This window comes from Thermococcus sp. (assembly GCF_027011145.1).
In the GTDB taxonomy this organism is placed as follows: domain Archaea; phylum Methanobacteriota_B; class Thermococci; order Thermococcales; family Thermococcaceae; genus Thermococcus.
In genome coordinates this window covers 1-19,129 of the sequence record NZ_JALVAO010000056.1, presented here as the reverse complement: position 1 = coordinate 19,129, position 19,129 = coordinate 1, and the positions used below count along the sequence as shown (strand labels likewise).

Genomic DNA, 19,129 nt, shown 5'->3' with positions numbered 1-19,129 from the left:
GGTGATGAAAATGGCAGTTAAACCCGAGAAAGAGCTCGTTAGGCTCAACCTAAAATTCGGGAACATTAACTGGGAGAAGGGTACAATTAAACAGTATGAACTCAGTAAGGAGCTCGGTGTCTGGAGAGTTTTTATCAATGGCTACGCTAAAAACGGCTTTGTAATTTTTGATGAGGAGACCATGCCGAGAGAGAAAGTTCTTGAAATGCTTAAGGATTTGGAGCCTGAAGTCCTCGGAATAGAGAACTTAACCGTTGAGGAACTCATTGAAAAAAGCATGAGCTGGAACAACATTATTGGGAAACAGTGATTCAGCGCAGGTCGATTTTGAACTTTCCCTCTGAATCGCTTTTTTCCAATTCAAAACTCACTATTCCAGAAAAAGAATCGAGAGGAATAACATTTTTACCTTCCACGAGCTCAATATGCTCAACTGATGGTTCTAATGGGGACGTTGAGACATCGTATTCGTAGACAGTCAGCCGGTTGTCCCCCTTGAGGTAGAAGATTATTCTGGGTCTACGATAACCATCAAGGGGGATTCCTCCAAAGGGTCTGCCATTGGGGAGGGGAGAGGAGAAGCTAACCACAGGCGGTTTCTCCTCCAGGATTTTTTCATCAAGCAATACTATGTCCCTGTTTCCGGTATCAAAGGGCGTTGCCTCAGTTGCTCCTGTGTTTGAGGCATTGTTAGTCGCGATGAGTAGCTTCCCACCCACTTTCTCGATACTGGTCACCCTCGCTCCGAAGGTTCCCACTATCTTCACCATCGGAGGGATTATGTATAGGAGAACGCTCGGTCCGGCAACGAGATGAGTGAACTTGCCCCATCTAACGTTTTCGAACGAAACGTCATGATAAGAGTTGTAGGCAGTTAAGATTCCCCCACCGACGTTAAGCGCATTAACCCTAAAGGGCGCGTAGAATGTAGGAAAATCAAAGAGGCGGTAAAAGGTGAATTCCTCCTCTAAAAAGGGGCTTCCAACAAAAAATCCTCCCCTAACAAAAGCAAATACCCTGTTATAAGCGCTGGCCATGCAACCCAGTTCGGGCCTCTCCACAGGTCTCGAATCGAGGCTTTTACCGGGCTTTAAAAACTCCCATTTGTGGGTTTCAAGGTCTAATACCCCGAATTCTTCAACTCCCCCGGAAAAATTACTTCCAATGCCGAAAACCGCCACATCATGAACTAAAGTTCCCTTTGGTGAGGGCTCCTCTAAGAGTCTTTTCGTTTTTCCGCTGTGCCTGTCTAGGGAGTAAACTCCAAGATTAGCATGTCCGTCCTCTCTAGCTAGTAGAAGCCTGTCATTATAGGGATCATACAGGATATCACCAACTTCTCCTGCCCATTGGGTTGTTTGATGTATGGAGTCCTTCCATATGAGCTTCACTTCTTGGTTCTCGGTATCATAAACGTGAACGTGGGAATATTTATTCACAAAACTGATTCTGCCTTTGAGGTATCTAGCGGGAGCATGAACCCAGCCACCGAAGTATATAAATTCATCAACAGTCTCAACGGCGTTGTAGGTGTCACCACCACTTCTGGGAGCTTGTCCTATCATAGTAAACGAGTAAACGTTTTCGTCCCCACTTTTTAGTTCGATAAAGTGAGATTCAGCTTCAAAAGCTAGAGTAAAATATAGAACCCCATTGTGGTACTTAAGTCCAAATATACCTCCGCTTCCCCATTCTGGCCCGTATCGCCCTGGAAAAGACCAATTCGGGAGGTGCATTAGTCAGATCCTCCCCCTAAGGGCCTTGAATTCAGGAGTCGTTTTTATATCATCAAGTCTTGGAACGCTCCATGCACCCCTTCTAGTGACAGACAGTCCAGCCACGAGGTTAGCAAATTTTCCAATCTTCCAGAGAAGATCCTTCTCGAATTTTCCAGCTTTCAGGGATCCAGAATAATAAAGTGCTGCCAGAAGACCTGCCATAAATGCATCGCCCGCCCCCGTGGTGTCCACGGCCTCAACCTTTAAAGGAGGAACTTCCACTCTCTCTTCCATAGAAATCAGCATGGAACCCTTTGAGCCTAGTGTTATGGCTATAAGCTTCGCGCTGAAATCCTCGACGTTTATTCCTTTCTCCGCAAGGTATCTGTATTCTTCCCAACCGAGTTTAACTATGTCCGCTAGCCCCAAGGCCCTCTTTATGTCCTTAAGCATCTCCTCCTCACGACCCTTCCAGAGATCTAGCCTTATGTTAACGTCATAGCTGAGGGTAGTCTTCCCTTTGAGATTCTCAATGACTTTGAAGACAGCACTCCTAGAGGGTTCCCGGGCAAACATGACTGTTCCAAAGTGAACTGCCCCTGAATTCATGAGGATCTCAAGGGGGATCTCATCTTCCCTGAGGTTGAAGTAAGCAACACCGTCATAGAGAATAAACTCGGGTTTTGCCCCGATAAGCTGAACAAAAACGACCCCAGTATGTCTTTGTTCATCTACAGAAAGGACGGCCTTTACACCTTCTTTTTCCAATGATCTAGCGAGAAACTCACCGAATGGGTCTCTTCCGACCTTACTTATGAGAACGCTCTCAACGTTAAGTCTAGAGAGGCCCACCGCAACGTTTGCGGGGGCCCCTCCTGGATGTCTCTCAAATCTCTCAACCATGGCCAGCGGCTTGTCTTCAAGCGCTATCATATCGATTAAGACTTCACCTACGCTCACTATCATATGTCATCACCTACTGCCTCCCTGAACTGGGCGTAAAGTAGCTTTAAGTTTTCCTTTGGATTTGAATAATAGTTCTCTGGGACATTAAGATTGGGTTCAATTCTTTGGGGAGGGTCTGGATCCTCGCTTAGCCTTTTAAGAACGAACACTAGAGATTTTGGTGTTCCGTCACTTCTGAAAAGACCAAAGAACCTCTCGTGAATTGCTCGATCAAAAGGAGGCTTCTGCCACAGACTTGGATGGTAGTCAGAAAAGTTCCAATAAACTGCCCCCATGCATCCAAAGATTTGCAAAAGTCTTACTGTCTTTTCGAGCCATGTGGAGGCCTCTCTCTCGTTTATTAGATAGTGAAATCTTATTTCTTTTCCCGTTGCTGAGCGAATTCTTTTTGTTTTCTCCTGTGTTGTTGGCATCCCAAACTCTTCCATAAGCACTTCTTTATTTCCAAGTTCCCTAGTGAGCACACATGCAAAAGGAACAAAATATGGATCTAGGGGATTGGTAAATCCAGAGTAGACCGAGTAAGCGTGCATACAGAGATAGTCGTTCCATGGCGCTATATCCGGAATGCGAAAATGTTTATCCCCCTCAATGTCTTCTTGGTGTACTCCAAACGTTATCGGCTTGGAGGAAACCTCTTTAAGAGTTTCATAGATGAATGAAAGCCACTTCAGGGCAACTTCGGGTGTTCTTGGGATTAAAACGTTATCAATCTCATTTGAAATATCCCAGCTATGAATGGCTTTGTGGGAGGAGAACTCTCGCCCAACAGTCTCAACTAGAAGTTTTTCAGCTTCTAGTACGGCTGGATCTTCATATATGTTGGTTGCCCCTAGATCAACAAGCCTTCCATTGGAATACGTCAGGAACCTTTCATGGGGCTTGTCCGAAAGCAACCACGGAGGAAGCCAGTTAACTCCACTCATATGTCCCACAAAGAACGTGGGGATCACTTTAAGTCCAAGCTCGTCTGCTATGTCAAGAACGGTACCGAGATTTGAGAGAGCAGAATCAGAAACAATTTCCGGTTTTGGCTGAAAATCTTCCCAGAGAAGAAAAATCCTAACAAGCTTGAGTCCAATATCCCTTATACTAGTGAAATCCTCATAAACTTCATTTTTGTCAAAGGCCTTCCACCAGTACATAGCCTTCGTCCTCGGCCAGTAGTTCACGCCTAATAAAAAATCCTCACTCATCCTTTGATTCCCCCAGTAACACCTTTCATGTAATATTTCTGAAGCAACACGTACACAAGTATTGGGACTATTATTGAGAGAGTCCCTGCAGCTGTTAACTGACCCCAGTTGGGATTATAGCGACTTATAAAAGTCGTGACTCCAGCTGAGACCGGCCACTTGTCTGGACGAAGCAGAGTTAGTGCAAAGAACAGGTCTTGCCAGACAAAGATAAACTGAACAACTGCCACGCTTATCACTGCAGGAAGTGCGATAGGAAGTATGATTCTAAAATATATTCCAACGTCGCCAAGACCATCTATTCTTGCAGCTTCCTCATAGTCCTTAGGAATCGCTTTGAAGAAATTACGGAGGAAAAAGATCGTCCATGGAAGTGCGAAAGTTGAATGAACGAGGATTATCCCATAGTATTGGTTGTACATATGGAGATCCCTGAAGAGCTTAAGAAGGGGGACTATAACTGCCTGCTGAGGAACGACCTGAATAGCAACAAGCGTTAGAAAGAGTAAAGTCTTAACTGGAAAACTGAAGGACGTAAAACCATATGCAGCCATGCCCGCTATAAGAATTGGTAAGATCGTTGCAAAGGTTGCAATAAGAAGAGAATTAAGAATATACCTCCAGAAACCAGCATCCCAAACCTGTTTGTAATTCACGAGCGTGAAATGGGCATTGTGAAGATTCCACCATCCATTGACAATCTCCGCGAATGGTCTGACCGATGCCATAATCAACGCAAGGAGAGGTATAAAAAGGATTACTCCGATCAACCAAGCTACTAGGTTTATAGAGACCTTGTACCTTGTGCTAACCTTAACCACTCTCAACACCCCTCTCACTTATCATTCTTTTCAACATTCCCAGTGAGAACACAAAGACCGAGACTGTGAGCAGTGTCGCTATGGCAGCAGCATAACCCCACCGGAAGTTGTAGAAGATCTCGTAGTAAACTATGTACGCCAGCACAAACAAATACATTGGAACGGACTCTCCGCCCGAGAGCACGTAGATAAGATCAAATACCTTAAGAATATAGATTGCACTCATCGTGACAACAACTATTAGAGCGGGCTTCAATAGAGGCAGAATAACATATCTAAATCTCTGCCAAGCGTTAGCCCCATCAATCCACGCGGCTTCGAGAACTTCAACGTCCAATCCCTCAAGTCCTGCAAGAAAAACCGTTGTTGTGAAGCCTTGCCACGCCCAGAGAGAACCTATTATGACAAAGTAAATAGCAGTTGAAGGATCTTGTATCCATGCCCTAGGAGCAACACCAACCATTTCAAGAATCTTATTCACGATTCCAGCATGAGGATCAAGAAGTAGCATCCAGACAATACCAACAACGGTCATAGGCATAACCATGCCAAGCATTACAAGACCTCTAAGAACGTTTCTCCCAACTACAGCTTTATTATGAAGAAGAACTGCAAAACCCAACCCTATGATAGTAACAAGGGGGAGAAACACTATGAAGATAAAGAAGTTGTTTTTAACAGACGTCCAAAATAGCTGATCATGAATCATCTCTCGGTAGTTTGCGAGCCCAACGAATTTTGGAGACGTCATTCCATCCCAATGTGTAAAGCTGAGATAAAATGTGTTAAACAGAGGATATATGATAAAAACTAAAAGAAGTACAAAAGCGGGCGTCATCAGGATAAAGAAATCTTTAGTCAACCATCTCCTTCCGCCCATTCCTTTTCACCTCATGATTTGTAGTACTGCTCAGCATACTGCTCAAGCTGTTCGGCTATCTGCTTGTAATTGTCAGGATTAGCCCAGAACTCAAAGAGCTTGTTCCAGATTATGGGCTGGAACCCCGGTGGTGCGTTGTCATCGAGATCAGGTACAATACCATACTCCTTCATCCATTCAACTACCTTAGCGTCCATCGGATCGTAGGCACTAAGAGGAACCTTGAGGTTAGGGGCGAGGTAGCCTTTCTTTTTGACCATGATCTCTTGATACTGCGGTCCGGCGAGCCACTTAGCGAGCTCCATGGCAGCTTCTTTGTGTGGGGCGTTCTTTGGAATAACCACCCAGTCTCCACCTGCAACAATGGCGAACTTGGCGCTCTGATTTATGACTGGGAACGGTATCAGTCCAAAGTCGGTTCCCGGTTTGGCTCCTTCTTTCTCAAGCATGAGAACAATCCAGTTGCCCATAAAGTACATGGCCACCTGGCCGTTGGCGAGCCTTGGAACTTGGGCTTCCCATTTTTCACCTATGGCCGTCTGGGGGTTACCGTAGCAGCCTTCCTTTATAAGGTCGCGAAGTATCTTAAAGGCCTCAAGAACACGAGGATCAGTCCATTTAACCTTGTGGAGCATTAAATCGTTGTGGAGTTGTGGACCTCCTATTCTGATGAGAACCGCTTCAAAGATGTCTGAGAGTGGCCACTTATCGGCTGCGCCACTAGCCATAGGCTGTATTCCGTGTTCTTCAAACACCTTACAGTCCTGCTTAAGTTGATCGAGGGTCTTTGGTGGTGTCAAATTATACTTCTCAAAATCGTGAACGTTATACCATATTCCTGGTTTTGCCCAAGCTTTTATGGGAATTGCATAGTAAGTGTCCCCGACCTTAACCATGTTAAGAAGATCTTTTTGAATTTCTCCGTTGTAGTAACTAACGATACTGTTTAGAGGCTCAAGCTGACCCTTTTGACCTAATTCCTTTATAAGGGCGGGCCACGGGAGAATCGCAATGTCAAAGGACGGTGAGCCAGTAGCAAGTTCAGTAAGAACAGCGTCCCTAAGCTTGGACTGAACAACGTACTTTATCTTGACGTTAGGATGCTCCTGCTCATATACCTTTAGGGCACTCTCGAAGTTCTGGCCCTCAACGCCACCCCACTGGCCGTATATAACAACGGTAACCTGTTTTTGCTGGGAAGTTGTGGGGGAAACTGTTGTTGTCGGAGAACCTGTGGAACTCGCTGAAGAACTAGATGTTGTTGAACCTGTGATACACCCAGCCGCAACAACGGCAAGTAAAACAACAAAAGCCATTGCAATACTCAAGGTTTTCCTACCCATGAGGAAGCCCCCAAATAATTTTCATGCTGTATTTACTTTTGGTATATATATAGTTTTTGGATTCCGGCAAAAGTCGATGTTTAAAAGACATAATAGAACATTAGCGTATCAATAAGAGGAGACCAAAAAAGAAATGTTTATATATTATTTTCCCATATTGTTTACTAAAAGTATATACAAAAGCAAACAAGAAAGTAAACCTAATGTAGGGAGACATTCCAAAATGAGGAGGGTGTTTACAAGTGGGACCAAGCGACAAAATCATGAGGGCAATGGCAAGGCTCGGCTTTACTAAATATGAAGTTTTAACTTATTGGACCCTTCTTGTAAATGGACCAAGTACAGCCAGGGAAATTTCAGAGGAAAGTGGAATTCCATACAATAGAGTTTACGATACGGTAACTACACTCAAAGCGAGAGGTTTTGTTACAGAAGTTGAGGGAACACCAAGGGTTTATGCAGCGTTTTCTCCAGCTATATCATTTATGCGCTTAAAAAATGAAATAGATGATCTCCAGAAATTATTCGAAGAAGAACTCTCAAAGTCAAAAAGAAAAGATCAAGAAAGACCGGCTATATGGCGTACGACAGATATAGAAGAAGCCATTGAGATGGTTAAAGAGTCCATAGAAAACAGCAAGTACGAGATAATTCTTGTAGCCCCTGAGAAGTTTTTAGAAAAGATACAAAGAGACTTAGAAAAAGCTCTGTTAAGAGGAGTTACGTTATCCCTCTATACCGGAGGAGATACATCTCTAAATGGATTGCGAAAAAAAGGTAACCTATTCATACGGCGTTTCCACAAACTCAACCATTTTATAGGGATGTTCGATGGAAAAGAAGTTATAGATATCCAGAATATCGGTTTAAGACCTCGGAATCCCCCTAGTTTTAAAGCAACGTATCCCGAAATAATCTTTGCTCAATACGCCTTTGTAAGGGAAGCGTTTAAGGAATCGGAACTCATTTTAGAGGACATAAAAAGAAAGAACGACATTAGGTTTTTTACAACGTTTCATGCTGTTGATATCATAAAGAGATACCTTCCCAAAAAGAGAATATACGCTGAGGTAATTGGAAGAAACCTTGCAACAAACGAAATAGAGACCCTTGCAGGGGAAGTAGTTGGCTACACCGTATTACTTGAGGAGGGCGTTGATAATTTTGATTTAAAAACCAACGGCAAAATAGTGAAAGTTGGGGGCATGTTTGCAGTTCTTGAGGATTACGAAACAACAAAAATTCGGCTTATATTGGACTGAGGTGTTTATCATGGCCGGTGTTCGCCTTATAAACGTTTGGAAAGAGTTTGATAATGTTGTAGCTGTTAAAAACATGACATTGGAGGTCAAAGATGGGGAATTTATGATTCTCCTAGGACCAAGTGGGTGCGGAAAAACAACAACCCTGAGAATGATTGCAGGTCTAGAGGAACCAACCCGAGGCCAAATATACATAGGAGATCGACTTGTAGCCGATCCAGAAAAAGATGTATTCGTTCCACCCAAAGATAGGGACATCGCCATGGTCTTTCAGAGCTATGCCCTTTATCCTCACATGACAGTTTATGACAACATAGCCTTCCCCCTCAAACTTAGGAAGGTTCCAAAGAATGAAATAGACAGGAGGGTCAGAGAGGTTGCGGAACTCCTTGGACTAACCGAACTCCTTAAGAGAAAACCGAGGGAGTTAAGCGGGGGACAGAGACAAAGAGTTGCGCTTGGGAGGGCAATAATAAGGAAACCCCAAGTCTTTCTAATGGATGAACCTCTAAGCAACTTAGATGCAAAACTTAGAGTAAAAATGCGCGCTGAATTGAAGAAACTTCAAAAACAACTGGGAGTAACTACAATCTATGTTACACATGACCAAGTTGAGGCCATGACAATGGGAGACAGAATTGCAGTTATAAACATTGGTGTCCTTCAACAAGTCGGAACGCCGGAAGAAGTCTACAACAAGCCTTCAAACACGTTTGTTGCAGGTTTTATAGGAACACCTCCAATGAATTTCCTTAAGGGAACCCTTCTTGAAGACGGTAGAATGGACTTTGGAGAGTTTTTACTCCGATTAACTCCTGATCAGTTTGAAATTTCAAAGGATTACGTGGGAAAAACACTGACCTTGGGTATCCGCCCCGAAGATATTTATGACGCTGAATTGTCGCCAATTCAAGACGAGGAAAACACAGTAGTTGGCCGTGTCGAAATACTTGAAAACCTAGGAAACGAAAAGATAGTTCACGTTTCAATAGGTGAGCATTCCCTCACAGCTTCACTTCCACCAGAATCGAAAGCAAGGGAGGGCTCTAAAATAAAGCTGGTTCTCAACATCAGGAAGGCACACTTATTTAGGGAAAGTGGAGATGCAATATTTTGAGGTGGCATGAATGCTCGCGGTTGCAACTTATACAGACCCCAGACCAACATCGCTTGCCATCGAGAGAGAAAAAGCACTAAAAAACAAGCACTTGCAGTTGATCCGCACTCTACAGGACTCAGGTTTTGAAGTTTTGGATATAAACAAAGAACTAGGAAAGTACGAGATACTCGAAAAAGGAGGGAACTTCGGAATAGACTCGATGGAAGAAAGCATAAAGGCTGCAAGCATAGCATCATCTAAAGGCGCCTCCGGGGTAATATTTGGCCTCTGGCACTGGACGGAGAGCAACCTCATAACGGCCTTTGTAAGGGAAGCCAATATGCCAATTCTCCTGTATGCAGACGATGATCCCGCTTGGGCTGGGAGTACATGCATAACATCTGTGGGGGCGTCGCTGTGGGAAAGTGCCGTAAACGAATACGCTCTGAGACATTCTAGATTAAAGGGGGACACAGAGAAAGTGAAATCTTGGGCCAGGGCTGTTGAAGCTGTTAAAAAGCTGTCAAGATCCAAGATTGTTCTGTTCGGATCACCATACACCCTTGGAATGGAACATCTCATGGACGATATTCCAAGGATAAAAAGACTGATCGGAGACTTCCTTATGCTGGATCAATACCTTATCATTAAGAACGCTGAAAACATTGAGGACGATATCGTGGAAAGTTTTTATTCATGGCTGATTTCAAAAACGAATGTCGAATTCGATGGGAAAATGTTAACTCCAGAGAGCTTAAAGAGACAGATAAGACTCTATCTCGCTACAAAGAGGCTGATCAACGAGAACATTGTCGGTGTTTCAATAAAGTGTCAACCAGAACTGAGCGAAGTTTACGGGACAACAGCCTGTTTTATCCCAGCTTTCCTTCCGTTCCCATTAGATGGTGAAGGTGAAAAACCAGTAATCCCAGCGACATGTGAGGGGGATATCAAAGGCACGATAAGTTCGTCAGTACTCTACCTCCTCAGTGGAAAGCCACCACTCTTTGGAGATATTAAATACGTAGATGACAATATCGTAATTATAGCAAACTGTGGCGCATCTTCCCTCTACTACGCAAAGCTTAGTGAAGACCCCGAGGAAAACCTACGTGCAACAACTCTAAGGGGGCAATGTCAGGGTAAGAGCGGAGCGGCTTTAGGCTATCGCACACCCCCTGCAACTTTCACCATCGCAAGACTTATCCGGAGAGGCGGTAGGTACTACTTACTCTACTTTCTCGGAGAAGGTGTTGAAATTGGAGAGGATATAGAAAACAAGCTTCTCTGGGGAAAACAGTGGCCTCATACCGCTATCAAGAATCCTCTCAACAAAGAATTGTTCATAACAGTCATGGGAGCAAACCATCTCTCGGCAGTGCCGGGGGACTACAGGGAAGAGATTAAGTTTATAGCAAGACTATGGGGAATTAAAGCAGTAAACCTTAATGACAGGATAGATGTTAAGACGTTCCTCGAGGAACTATGATTTTTATATTTCAAACACCTAGTTCTTTCTATGACGTCCTTGAAACCATACAGAGGAATGGCAATAATATTTGGGTTCTATGCCCTAGGAGAATTCATTAGCTCGACCCTTAGACTACCCATTCCCGGAAGTGTTGTTGGAATGTTACTTTTGCTCCTTGCTCTGTTCAATGGTGGAATACAGATTGAGTGGGTTGAGAGCGAAGCCGAGCTCTTTGTAAAGAACATGAGTATTTTCTTCGTTCCCCCCGGAGTTGGGATAGTAACTTATCTAACCCTCATAGAATCCCAACTCTTGCCAATATCCATAGCACTTGTTGTTAGCTTCACAGTCACACTTCTCATCACAGCAAAGATTGTGGAGGTCGCTAGGAAATGAATCCATATGGGATAGCTCTAACCATAATAACCTTCTACATATTCTCAGAAGTTCACGAAAGAAGGAAAGTGTTCTACACCAACCCCGTCCTGCTGTCGATAGTTGTAATAGCATTAGTCCTCAAGATTTTTGACTTTTCATACGACTCATATATGGAAAGTGCAGTCTTCCTGAAACTTTTACTAGGACCTGCTGTGGTGAGCTTAGCCGTCCCAGTGTACAAAAACAGAGAGCTTATATTCCAATACTCAAAGGAAATAACCTTGGGAATAATCTTCGGAGGAACCGTAGCCATATTGAGCGCATATTGGATAGCAAAACTTCTCGGCGCTAGTGACGTTGTCTTAAAAAGCATAGCTCCAAAAAGCGTTACTACTGCCATAGCAATAGGGATAAGCGCCAAGGTTGGTGGGATACCCTCTTTGACTGCAGTTCTCGTAATAACAACGGGTCTGCTTGGCAACGCTTTTGCGCCAGAACTTTTGAGCTTTTTTGGAATAAAGGACCGAATTGCAAGGGGCTTAGCAACAGGTGTAAGCTCCCACGGTCTTGGAACAGCGAGGATAATAGCAGAGGACGAGCTAGCTGGAGCGGTAAGTGGGCTTGCTATGGCTCTTAACGGCATCTACACTGCTCTTGTTCTTCCTTATTTCCTCAAAATCATCTAAGATACACTCACTTACCCTAAGGCGGTCATTGGTATCGAGAAATAGAGTAAAGTTCCTCTTCACAAGTCTGTCCTCCACAGGTGCATGTTCAACGAGAAAAGCTATTATCTCCGCAGTACTATAAGGAACCTTAACACCGAGTCTATCAGCTTTTTCAAAGAGTCGTTTAGGTATTTCAAATATGTCGTCCCCCCTCTTGACGCTTATGCTTACTTTCGAATTGATCTGCTCCCAGATCAAGAGAGTATTCTTGGCTTTTTCTATCTTCTCGAGAGCCCTTCTTTCTAGTATGCTTATGTTAGCCCTGCTCGTGCCAAGAAGTTCAGCGATCTCACTCTGTTTGAGACCCTTCGCGCGGAGACTGAGAATCTTAATTTGTTGTTCTGTGAGAAAACTCTTCATTGTAAACACCATAGCTTAACATAGCAAAGAAGGTTAAAAGTTTTTAGGTCTCAAACAAACAACTTAACTTTGAAGTTTGCAGAGATTAGAAGAACAACGAGTTTTTTGCAGGCAAGAACTGGTGCGGTGGCCGGGATTTGAACCCGGGTCACCGGCTTGGGAGGCCGGTGTCCTAGACCAGGCTAGACTACCACCGCACACCCGTTAATCTTAGGGGGAGAGCACTTTAAAAGTTTTACTCTCCGAAGGACTTCCTTGCGACAATCAAACGCACGATTCCCCTGTAATGGCTTTCTTCCCTCTCAATTTCAAAGTATCTGGCAACAAGTCTGTGGGTCTCGCGGAGGGGGTCGTCCCCCAGGAGGGGCTTGAGTATCAGTTTCATCGGCCAGAGGAAGAGGTAGTTGATAAGCCTTGAGTCACTCCTCGTGTGCTCGAGGAAAATCGCCCTTCCGCCGGGTTTCAGGACGCGGAGGATTTCCATCATTCCCCTCTCGGGATTGGGAACCGTGCAGAAGACGAAGGAAGAAACAACGGTGTCAAAGCTTTTATCTGGAAAGGGAAGCTCCTCAACGTCGGCCTCCATGAAACATGCGTTCAGACCCAGCGCTTTGGCCTTCTTTTCAGCTATCACAAGGGCCTCTGGAACAGCATCAATCCCGCAGAGCTCAACGTCCCCCGGGTAGTATTTCAGCGTCTTGCCAACGCCGACGCCAACCTCAAGGATTCTCTTCCCCTCGATGAAGGAGATGGCCTTCCTCCTGAGCGGGCAGAAGAACCTGTCGAGGGGCCTTTCTAAGACATCGTAGTATCTGGCGAGCCTCGCGTACTTCTCGCGGAACGACATGGAGGAACTACCGCAGGGCTTTTAAAAACCTCACCCAACGCCCGACGGTGGGAGCATGCCGTACCTGGTAATCGAGCACCTCGAGGAGATAAGCGACTGGCTCTGGCTGGAGTACAAGCACGTGAGCGAGTGGTGGGGGGATAGGCTTATTTTCACGAACGTTCTGCCGGAGGAAAGGGAGAGGCTCGCGAAGCTTGGGAGCGTCATAGGTGAAAGCGTCACGCGCTTTCCCTTCGACCGCTCGAAGATAATAGTCCTCGACCTCCAGGCGGAGGAGGAGCTCAGGCCCGAGGACATCGAGGAGGACACGATAATAGTCGTCGGCGGAATCCTCGGCGACGCTATCCCAAGGGGCAGAACCAAGGAGTTCATAACCTCGAAGATGGAAGGGGTCAAGGTAAGGCACATCGGAAAGCCCCAGTTCTCGATAGATGGTGCAAGCATAGTGGCGAAGCTAATAGCGGACGGAAGGAGGCTGGAGGAGATTGACTACGAGGAGAACCCGACGATTAAGCTGGACGAGTTCAGCGAGATAACGCTCCACTACGCCGTGCCGAAGCTTGACGGAAAGCTTTTGCTAACGCCGGGACTGATAGACCTCCAGAAGCGGGAGCTCGGCTACACCGAGGAGGAAATCAGTGACGAGGAGTTAGTCGAGTTCTTCGAGGGCAAGAGGGAGCTCTAGTCACCCTTTCGGAAAAGCATCTCTATTCTCCCTTTAACCCAAGCCCTGTCCTTTTTATCCACGACGAGAAAAACCTCCTGAACGGAGCCGTCACTCTTGGCGACGAGCTTTAAACCCGTTTGGGTTTCCCGCGTTACCTTAATCTCGAAGCCCCTCGAATCGCTCGCGTATATCCTTCCCGGGATTACCTTCTTAACACCCGGAATCTGGGCTATCTCCTCGAGCGGTTTCTCGAGTCCCTTGAGGAAGTGGTGCTCCCGCTTGACGCCTTTCTTGAAATGCTTCGGCATGAAGAAAAGTCGGAGGGAGAGTTTAAAAGTTAAGCCCTCTTCCTCACCTTGACGGCAACGCCCTTCTTGGCTTTAACCATCTCTTCTCCACTCAAGACGGCCTTTCCAACACCGACGACCTTCTCGTCCCTCACGACGCCGACTATGTCGTCAGGCCTTATTTTCTCGTCGGCCTCGTTGACACCGACGGCAAAGACGTCACCGCGAAGGTCGAAATCAATCCTCACCCAGTAGGCTTTGAGCGAGTCGTAAATCCTCTGCATGCCGAAGGGGGTGACGCTTATAACCCCCTCCCTGAAGGTTCCTGTCTGCTGGTTGTCCACAAAGAGGCGGAGCATTTTAGAACCCTTGACGTGGCCGTTGTCGGGAAGGACGGCCTCTCCTGCTCCCGCGCCAAAGTAGAAGTCGAAGACCTTTCTTATGTTCTCAAAGTAGCGGTAGGTCCTGTCCTCCTTGGTCCCCTCAAGCTCGAACTCCTTAAGCGTCTCGGTGAGCGATTTTAGGCTCTCCTTGCTTGTAGTTCCGTTCTTCACTTCCGTGAAGGTTATCTCCCTTCCGCTCAGTTCACTTGCAAGCTTCGCTATCTCAACATAGGCTTCATCGAGGTGCGCTATTATCGGAACGTCCTTCGGATACTTCTCAAGGGTTTTTGCCAGAAGCTCCGCCGCGGGCTTTATCTCCTCCTCGCTCCAGTGGCCAGTAACCACTATATCGTACTTAGCTAACCACTCCCACTCGCGCGGAACGACGCCGAAGGGGGAAGTTAGTATAAGCTCGTGGACTTTGGAAACGCCGGAGCCTAAAGCCTCTTTAACCGCCTTCCTGTAGAGGGTGTGGGAGCGGGAGAAGGAATAGGGCTTTTTGGCCGAACAGGGGAAGAGAAGCACTAACTCGGTGTTCTTCGGTGGAGTAAAGCGCTCGATAACACGCTCGTGCCACCTCTTAACCTCTGGCCTTCTTATAGAGGCGTCGCTTATAAAGTAGACCGTGTCCTTTTGTATGGGCGTGTATTTTTCCAGGTAATCAAAGTGCTCCAAATCCGCTATGCGAAGGATTCCGGCATGGTATTGAGTGTAGAAGAGGTTCTCAACAAGGTAACGGAGCTTTCCTTCCTCCAGGGCCTTTCTAACGAGCAAAATCGTCTCCCTTGCGAAGTTCAGTGAGTTCGGCTCTTTACCCCAGAGGAAGGGGCTGTACTGGGTGAAGCCCTTCCCCTCAAAGTCGTAGAGCTTCAGCGAGCGCGTTTCAAAGGCATCAATGCCGAGGTAAACGGCGAGCGGATAGAAGAAGGGCTCCAAATCGGCTATTATCATGATGTTGGGGAACCTCTCGCGAAGCTCGCGGAGGATTTTAACGAAATAGCGGTACTCCTTGACGAGAATCTTCGAGTTACCGAGGTAGACGGCGTCAAAGCTGTACCGCTCGATTATCTTAAAGAACTCCTCCAGATACTCGGTTCTCCTCAAAGCTGGCAGGTAGAAGGCGTTGAAGCCGTCATAGTTTACACTCCAGAGCCTTCCGATGGCCTTCTCAATGACTTCACTTGGCGTGTAAAAGCCGAGCGGTATAGCAGGAGCAAGGTTAAAGTCGTAGTCACCCGGTTTCTCAGGGTGGAAGAAGGAGTTGAAGGGCGAAAGCGTGAAGTCTACCCCTGCTAAAGCGGGGGTTCTGAAGGAGTAATCCCCCAGGCGAACTAACCCAAGCCTTCCGGGACCTTCGTGTTTGAGCACTTCCATGGGCATCACACGAGGTTGTAGCGCTGGAGGAGTAGTAGCTCGTCGAGGGTGAGCTTCTCACCGCGCTTGAACTTTTCAAGGGCCTCAACTGCTCTCTCGAAGCTCGCGTCCTTCTTGGCGCGCATCTTGGCAACGAGACGGTAGGCAATAAGCTCCTTGTGCTTCTCGTCGTACTCCCTAATCTTCCTCTCGATTTCTCTAAGCTGTCTCCTTACCTCCCTGACCTTCTCGCGGAGCTCGACGACCTTCTGGTGGTACTCGTCTGCCTCTTTCTTGACTTCATCTGCCTTGTTGAAGGCCTGAATCATCTGCTCGTGGTACTGCTGGCTCTGGTTTGCCAGCTTCTGTATCTCAAGGCTTATCGCCTTCCTGGCCTTCTTGAGCTGGTCGACCTTCTTCCTCGTCTCCACGAGCTTCTTGTGGAACCTGTCAGCCTGCTGGATTATCTCAAGCTCCGTCGCGAGAACCTGTATCTGGTCAACTATCTGCTTCTCCCTCTCGGGGGTTATGTTCGGGTTGGTCTGGAGCTCCCATTCAAGCTTCTCAATCCTCTCCTGTATCTTCTCCGGAGACATCTTGAGCCTTCTGAGCTGGTTGTATTCGTCCCTCTTGGTCCTGTACTCGAGTATCTCTTGGTAGAGGAGGTCGAGCTTCGCGTTTATCTCCTCGCGGTTCTTCTTGAGCTCCTTTATCTTCTGGTTGATTTCATCGCGCTTGGCCTTGTACTCCCTGCCCTTCTGACGGAGCTGCTGAACTTCTTTGTTCTTCTCATCCCTCTTTTGAATCCAGATTTGGAGCTCCTTTTCGAGCTCATCAAGTTTGGCCCTAATCTCGTTTCTCTCCTTCTCAAGGGCCTCCAATTCTCTCTTGATTCTCTTAATTTCCTCTGGGTCTACTTTAACCGTTGGCATCTCTCTAACCCCTCTCCCATTTTTAGAACAGCTCTGTTTACTCCAAACATCTGGACTGAAAAAGGAGAAAGCAAATAAAAACTTTTTGGCCAAAATCAAAAGGAAGTAAAATTGAAAACAAATCACTTCGAGTTCTCAGCCTTCTGAGGATAGGGCATGAACTCCACTGTTCCCCTTTGTCTCATTGGCTGTTTGTAGAGCTCCATGAGGGCATAAACTTCCTCAGGAACGTCTGTGCTCACGTGAAGGCCGAGCTCCTTGGCGTGCTCGTAGGTAATCGGGTAGTCGTGTGTCCACCTGCCCTCGGTGAGTATCTGAGCGAGTTCCCTCGCCTTCTCCTCGCCGTAGCGGTCCTTGAGGAGACTGTAAACGAAGTCCCTCACCTGCTTGATGGCCTTTTCGGCGACATCAGCAAGGATTAGCGTCTGGTCGTCCACCTTTTCAACGCCCTTTTTCTCCACCGCCCTCACTATGCTCGGTCCCGGGTACTGTCCCAGCTGTGGGTCAACCGGGCCGAGGACGGCGTGGGGGTCCATTATTATCTTGTCCGCCGCCAGGGCTATAAGCGTTCCACCGCTCATCGCGTAGTGGGGAACAATAACCCTCGTCTCAGCTGGGTGGTCCTTGAGGGCCTTGGCTATTTGTGTCGCCGCTAGGACTAAACCGCCGGGCGTGTGGATTATCAGGTCAATGGGCTTGTCTTTTGGTGCCATTCTGATAGCCCTGAGTATTTCCTCGCTGTCCTCCATGCTTATGAAACGATAGAAGGGAATCCCGAAGAGGCCTATGCTCTCCTGTCTGTGAATCATTGTTATCACTGTTGAGCCCCTCTTCCTTGAGAGTTGCTGGAGAATCCTAGCCCTGGCCATCTGAAGACTCTTGTACTGCATCTGGGGCCAGAGGAGCAGGTAGAGGAAGAACAGCCACCATAGCAGGGAGCCAAAGAACCCGCTCACCGCGCTCGAAGCGTCAGCCATGTCATCACCTAAGAAAGAAGGGAGAAAGAGTATTTATATACTTTGGTCATTTCACGACCTGCGTTCCGGTTTTCCCTTCAAGGGCTTCAACAGCTCTGTCGAGGGAAGCTATGATTCCCCGCTCGCCACCCCATTCAACGAATCTTATGACTGCTAGAACCTTGGGCCCCATGCTACCCTTCTTGAAGTGCCCCTCGTTGTAGTATCTCCTGAGCTCCTCGACCGTAACCTTTCCGAGCCAGCGCTCGTTTTCCTTTCCATAGTTAATCGCCGCACCGTTTACATCGGTCAGAATCATGAAGATGTCCGCGTTTACCTCTTCGGCGAGCTTTTCACCGGCCAAATCCTTGTCTATGACGGCCTCAACACCCTTAAGCTGACCGTCCTCCTCTATCACAGGAACTCCACCGCCACCGCTGGCTATGACGATGAAACCCTTCTCAACAAGGTTAACTATCACAGGTGCCTCAACGTGGCCCTTGGGGTCCGGGCTCGGAACAACGCGTCTCCAGCCCCTACCAGAATCTTCCACAACAACCCAGCCCTTCTCCTTCGCGAGCTTTTTTGCCGTTTCCTCGTCGTAGAAAGGCCCAACTGGCTTGCTGGGGTTCTGAAATGCCGGGTCGTTCTTGTCAACTATCGTCTGTGTGACTATCGTGGCGACAGGCTTATCTATTCCCCTCGCGCGGAGCTCGTTGAGGAGCGCCTGCTGAATCATGTAGCCAATCTGTCCCTGGGTCATCGCTCCAGCCACGTCCATCGGCTGGGCAGGAATGCCATAAACCTGCTGGCCGGCATCCATCTGAAGGAGTAAGGCTCCCACCTGAGGACCGTTGCCATGGGTTATGACGACCTCATAACCCCTTTCGATTATATCGGCTATCTGCCCGGCAGTCTTTCTCACATTCTCCATCTGCTCCTCGTAGGTTCCCTTTTGACCGCGCTGGAGGATTGCGTTACCGCCAAGGGCTATGACGACTCTCTTCATGAGCATCACCCCGGGATGAATAAGTCTGAACCTGAGAATAAAAACGTTCGTTAGGTGCCAACGATGTTCATTTGAAAAAGGTTCGGTGGGTGGTAAACTTAATTGGAAAACGTAAAGAAAAGATGCTCAAAAACTTTCCTTCACAAATACCACTCCGAAAAGCTTCCAAGGTTGAGTCGCTCAAGAGTCCTCATGACGCCGAGAGCTATTCCCTCAACTTCTATTCCGCCGGGGGGCTTGTAGGCGTCGCCAACGATGTAGACGTCCTGAACCGGAAAGTCTTCAACGGTCTGTCCGCTTGCAACCCTGTTTACCGGGTTCCCATCGAGATACGTCTGGATTAAGAGTATTTCGCCCTCCTCGTCAAGGTTCGGGAAGATTTTGTAGATATCCTCAATCCCCTTCTTCCGTTCGGCCTTAACGTTCCTTGACTGAAGGGCGTGGTGGAGCATGAGGAGGGTGTATCCTTCTGG

General features: G+C 47.1%; 20 protein-coding genes, 1 tRNA gene and 1 pseudogene. 7 read left to right on the top strand and 15 right to left on the bottom strand.

Translation table 11 applies throughout. The features are described from left to right. Positions 1-4: 4 nt before the first annotated feature. A complete protein-coding gene (locus tag MVG27_RS07105; RefSeq protein WP_366078924.1) occupies positions 5-310 on the top strand; it encodes a DUF3213 domain-containing protein in 306 nt (101 codons plus the stop codon). Position 311: 1 nt separating this feature from the next. On the opposite strand, the gene MVG27_RS07100 is transcribed toward MVG27_RS07105, so the two are convergent. From MVG27_RS07100 to MVG27_RS07075, 6 genes are read right to left on the bottom strand one after another with little or no spacing between them, the layout of a single operon-like run. After that, positions 312-1,736 carry a DUF2139 domain-containing protein gene (locus MVG27_RS07100; RefSeq protein ID WP_297549444.1) on the bottom strand — a complete coding sequence of 475 codons (1,425 nt, stop codon included), beginning with the start codon at positions 1,734-1,736 and terminating at the stop codon, positions 312-314. Positions 1,737-1,739: 3 nt separating this feature from the next. Then, positions 1,740-2,684 carry a carbohydrate kinase gene (locus MVG27_RS07095; RefSeq protein WP_297549446.1) on the bottom strand — a complete coding sequence of 315 codons (945 nt, stop codon included), beginning with the start codon at positions 2,682-2,684 and terminating at the stop codon, positions 1,740-1,742. Then, positions 2,681-3,829: a beta-galactosidase gene (locus tag MVG27_RS07090; RefSeq protein WP_297549449.1), complete on the bottom strand. Its 1,149-nt coding sequence runs from the start codon at positions 3,827-3,829 to the stop codon at positions 2,681-2,683. Before MVG27_RS07090 ends, MVG27_RS07095 begins: the two co-directional genes overlap by 4 nt. A 47-nt stretch (positions 3,830-3,876) precedes the next feature. Continuing rightward, positions 3,877-4,701: a carbohydrate ABC transporter permease gene (locus tag MVG27_RS07085; RefSeq protein ID WP_297549451.1), complete on the bottom strand. Its 825-nt coding sequence runs from the start codon at positions 4,699-4,701 to the stop codon at positions 3,877-3,879. Continuing rightward, positions 4,694-5,581 (bottom strand): sugar ABC transporter permease, encoded by an 888-nt coding sequence (locus MVG27_RS07080; RefSeq protein ID WP_297549454.1) that lies wholly within the window; start codon positions 5,579-5,581, stop codon positions 4,694-4,696. The genes MVG27_RS07085 and MVG27_RS07080 overlap by 8 nt, the downstream gene beginning before the upstream one ends. 11 nt (positions 5,582-5,592) lie before the next feature. Next, positions 5,593-6,924 (bottom strand): extracellular solute-binding protein, encoded by a 1,332-nt coding sequence (locus MVG27_RS07075; RefSeq protein WP_297549456.1) that lies wholly within the window; start codon positions 6,922-6,924, stop codon positions 5,593-5,595. Between the two features lie 263 nt (positions 6,925-7,187). Between MVG27_RS07075 and MVG27_RS07070 the strand changes: the two genes are divergently transcribed. Genes MVG27_RS07070 through MVG27_RS07050 form a run of 5 tightly spaced genes read left to right on the top strand, consistent with a single transcriptional unit; the run spans position 7,188 to position 11,820 of the window. Then, complete coding sequence (locus MVG27_RS07070) at positions 7,188-8,186, top strand: TrmB family transcriptional regulator (RefSeq protein WP_297556431.1); 999 nt, start codon at positions 7,188-7,190, stop codon at positions 8,184-8,186. 10 nt (positions 8,187-8,196) lie between these two features. Beyond that, the gene (locus MVG27_RS07065) at positions 8,197-9,303 is read left to right on the top strand and encodes an ABC transporter ATP-binding protein (protein ID WP_297547906.1); all 1,107 of its coding nucleotides are present in this window, start codon (positions 8,197-8,199) and stop codon (positions 9,301-9,303) included. 10 nt (positions 9,304-9,313) lie between these two features. Further along, positions 9,314-10,774, top strand: coding sequence for an L-fucose/L-arabinose isomerase family protein (locus MVG27_RS07060; protein WP_297547908.1), 1,461 nt, complete (start codon positions 9,314-9,316; stop codon positions 10,772-10,774). A 39-nt stretch (positions 10,775-10,813) separates the two neighbouring features. Next, positions 10,814-11,152: a CidA/LrgA family protein gene (locus tag MVG27_RS07055; RefSeq protein ID WP_297547920.1), complete on the top strand. Its 339-nt coding sequence runs from the start codon at positions 10,814-10,816 to the stop codon at positions 11,150-11,152. Then, entirely contained in the window at positions 11,149-11,820 is a 672-nt protein-coding gene (locus tag MVG27_RS07050) for a CidB/LrgB family autolysis modulator (protein WP_297547910.1), read from the top strand. The genes MVG27_RS07055 and MVG27_RS07050 overlap by 4 nt, the downstream gene beginning before the upstream one ends. On the opposite strand, the gene MVG27_RS07045 is transcribed toward MVG27_RS07050, so the two are convergent. The 3 genes from MVG27_RS07045 to MVG27_RS07035 form a co-directional block, all read right to left on the bottom strand. Further along, complete coding sequence (locus MVG27_RS07045; protein ID WP_297547922.1) at positions 11,734-12,222, bottom strand: Tfx family DNA-binding protein; 489 nt, start codon at positions 12,220-12,222, stop codon at positions 11,734-11,736. The genes MVG27_RS07050 and MVG27_RS07045 overlap by 87 nt on opposite strands. 119 nt (positions 12,223-12,341) lie before the next feature. Next, positions 12,342-12,419 (bottom strand) — tRNA-Gly (locus MVG27_RS07040). Positions 12,420-12,457: 38 nt separating this feature from the next. Then, positions 12,458-13,069: a class I SAM-dependent methyltransferase gene (locus MVG27_RS07035; protein WP_297547913.1), complete on the bottom strand. Its 612-nt coding sequence runs from the start codon at positions 13,067-13,069 to the stop codon at positions 12,458-12,460. Between the two features lie 55 nt (positions 13,070-13,124). On the opposite strand from MVG27_RS07035, the gene MVG27_RS07030 reads away from it, so the two are divergent. After that, complete coding sequence (locus MVG27_RS07030) at positions 13,125-13,754, top strand: hypothetical protein (protein WP_297556428.1); 630 nt, start codon at positions 13,125-13,127, stop codon at positions 13,752-13,754. Here the strand turns inward: MVG27_RS07030 and MVG27_RS07025 are convergent. From MVG27_RS07025 to MVG27_RS07000, 6 genes and pseudogenes are all read right to left on the bottom strand, one after another. Further along, entirely contained in the window at positions 13,751-14,044 is a 294-nt protein-coding gene (locus MVG27_RS07025; RefSeq protein ID WP_297556426.1) for a DUF2103 domain-containing protein, read from the bottom strand. The genes MVG27_RS07030 and MVG27_RS07025 overlap by 4 nt on opposite strands. A gap of 29 nt (positions 14,045-14,073) precedes the next feature. After that, a complete protein-coding gene (gene arcS / locus MVG27_RS07020; RefSeq protein ID WP_297549484.1) occupies positions 14,074-15,780 on the bottom strand; it encodes an archaeosine synthase subunit alpha in 1,707 nt (568 codons plus the stop codon). A 5-nt stretch (positions 15,781-15,785) separates the two neighbouring features. Next, a complete protein-coding gene (locus MVG27_RS07015) occupies positions 15,786-16,691 on the bottom strand; it encodes a coiled-coil protein (protein ID WP_297549473.1) in 906 nt (301 codons plus the stop codon). Between the two features lie 122 nt (positions 16,692-16,813). Continuing rightward, positions 16,814-17,668 carry an ATP-dependent Clp protease proteolytic subunit gene (locus tag MVG27_RS07010; protein WP_297549475.1) on the bottom strand — a complete coding sequence of 285 codons (855 nt, stop codon included), beginning with the start codon at positions 17,666-17,668 and terminating at the stop codon, positions 16,814-16,816. Positions 17,669-17,714: 46 nt separating this feature from the next. After that, positions 17,715-18,656: a carbamate kinase gene (gene arcC, locus MVG27_RS07005; RefSeq protein WP_297549486.1), complete on the bottom strand. Its 942-nt coding sequence runs from the start codon at positions 18,654-18,656 to the stop codon at positions 17,715-17,717. Between the two features lie 140 nt (positions 18,657-18,796). Next, positions 18,797-19,129, bottom strand: a pseudogene (locus tag MVG27_RS07000) (oxidoreductase); the annotation flags it as partial.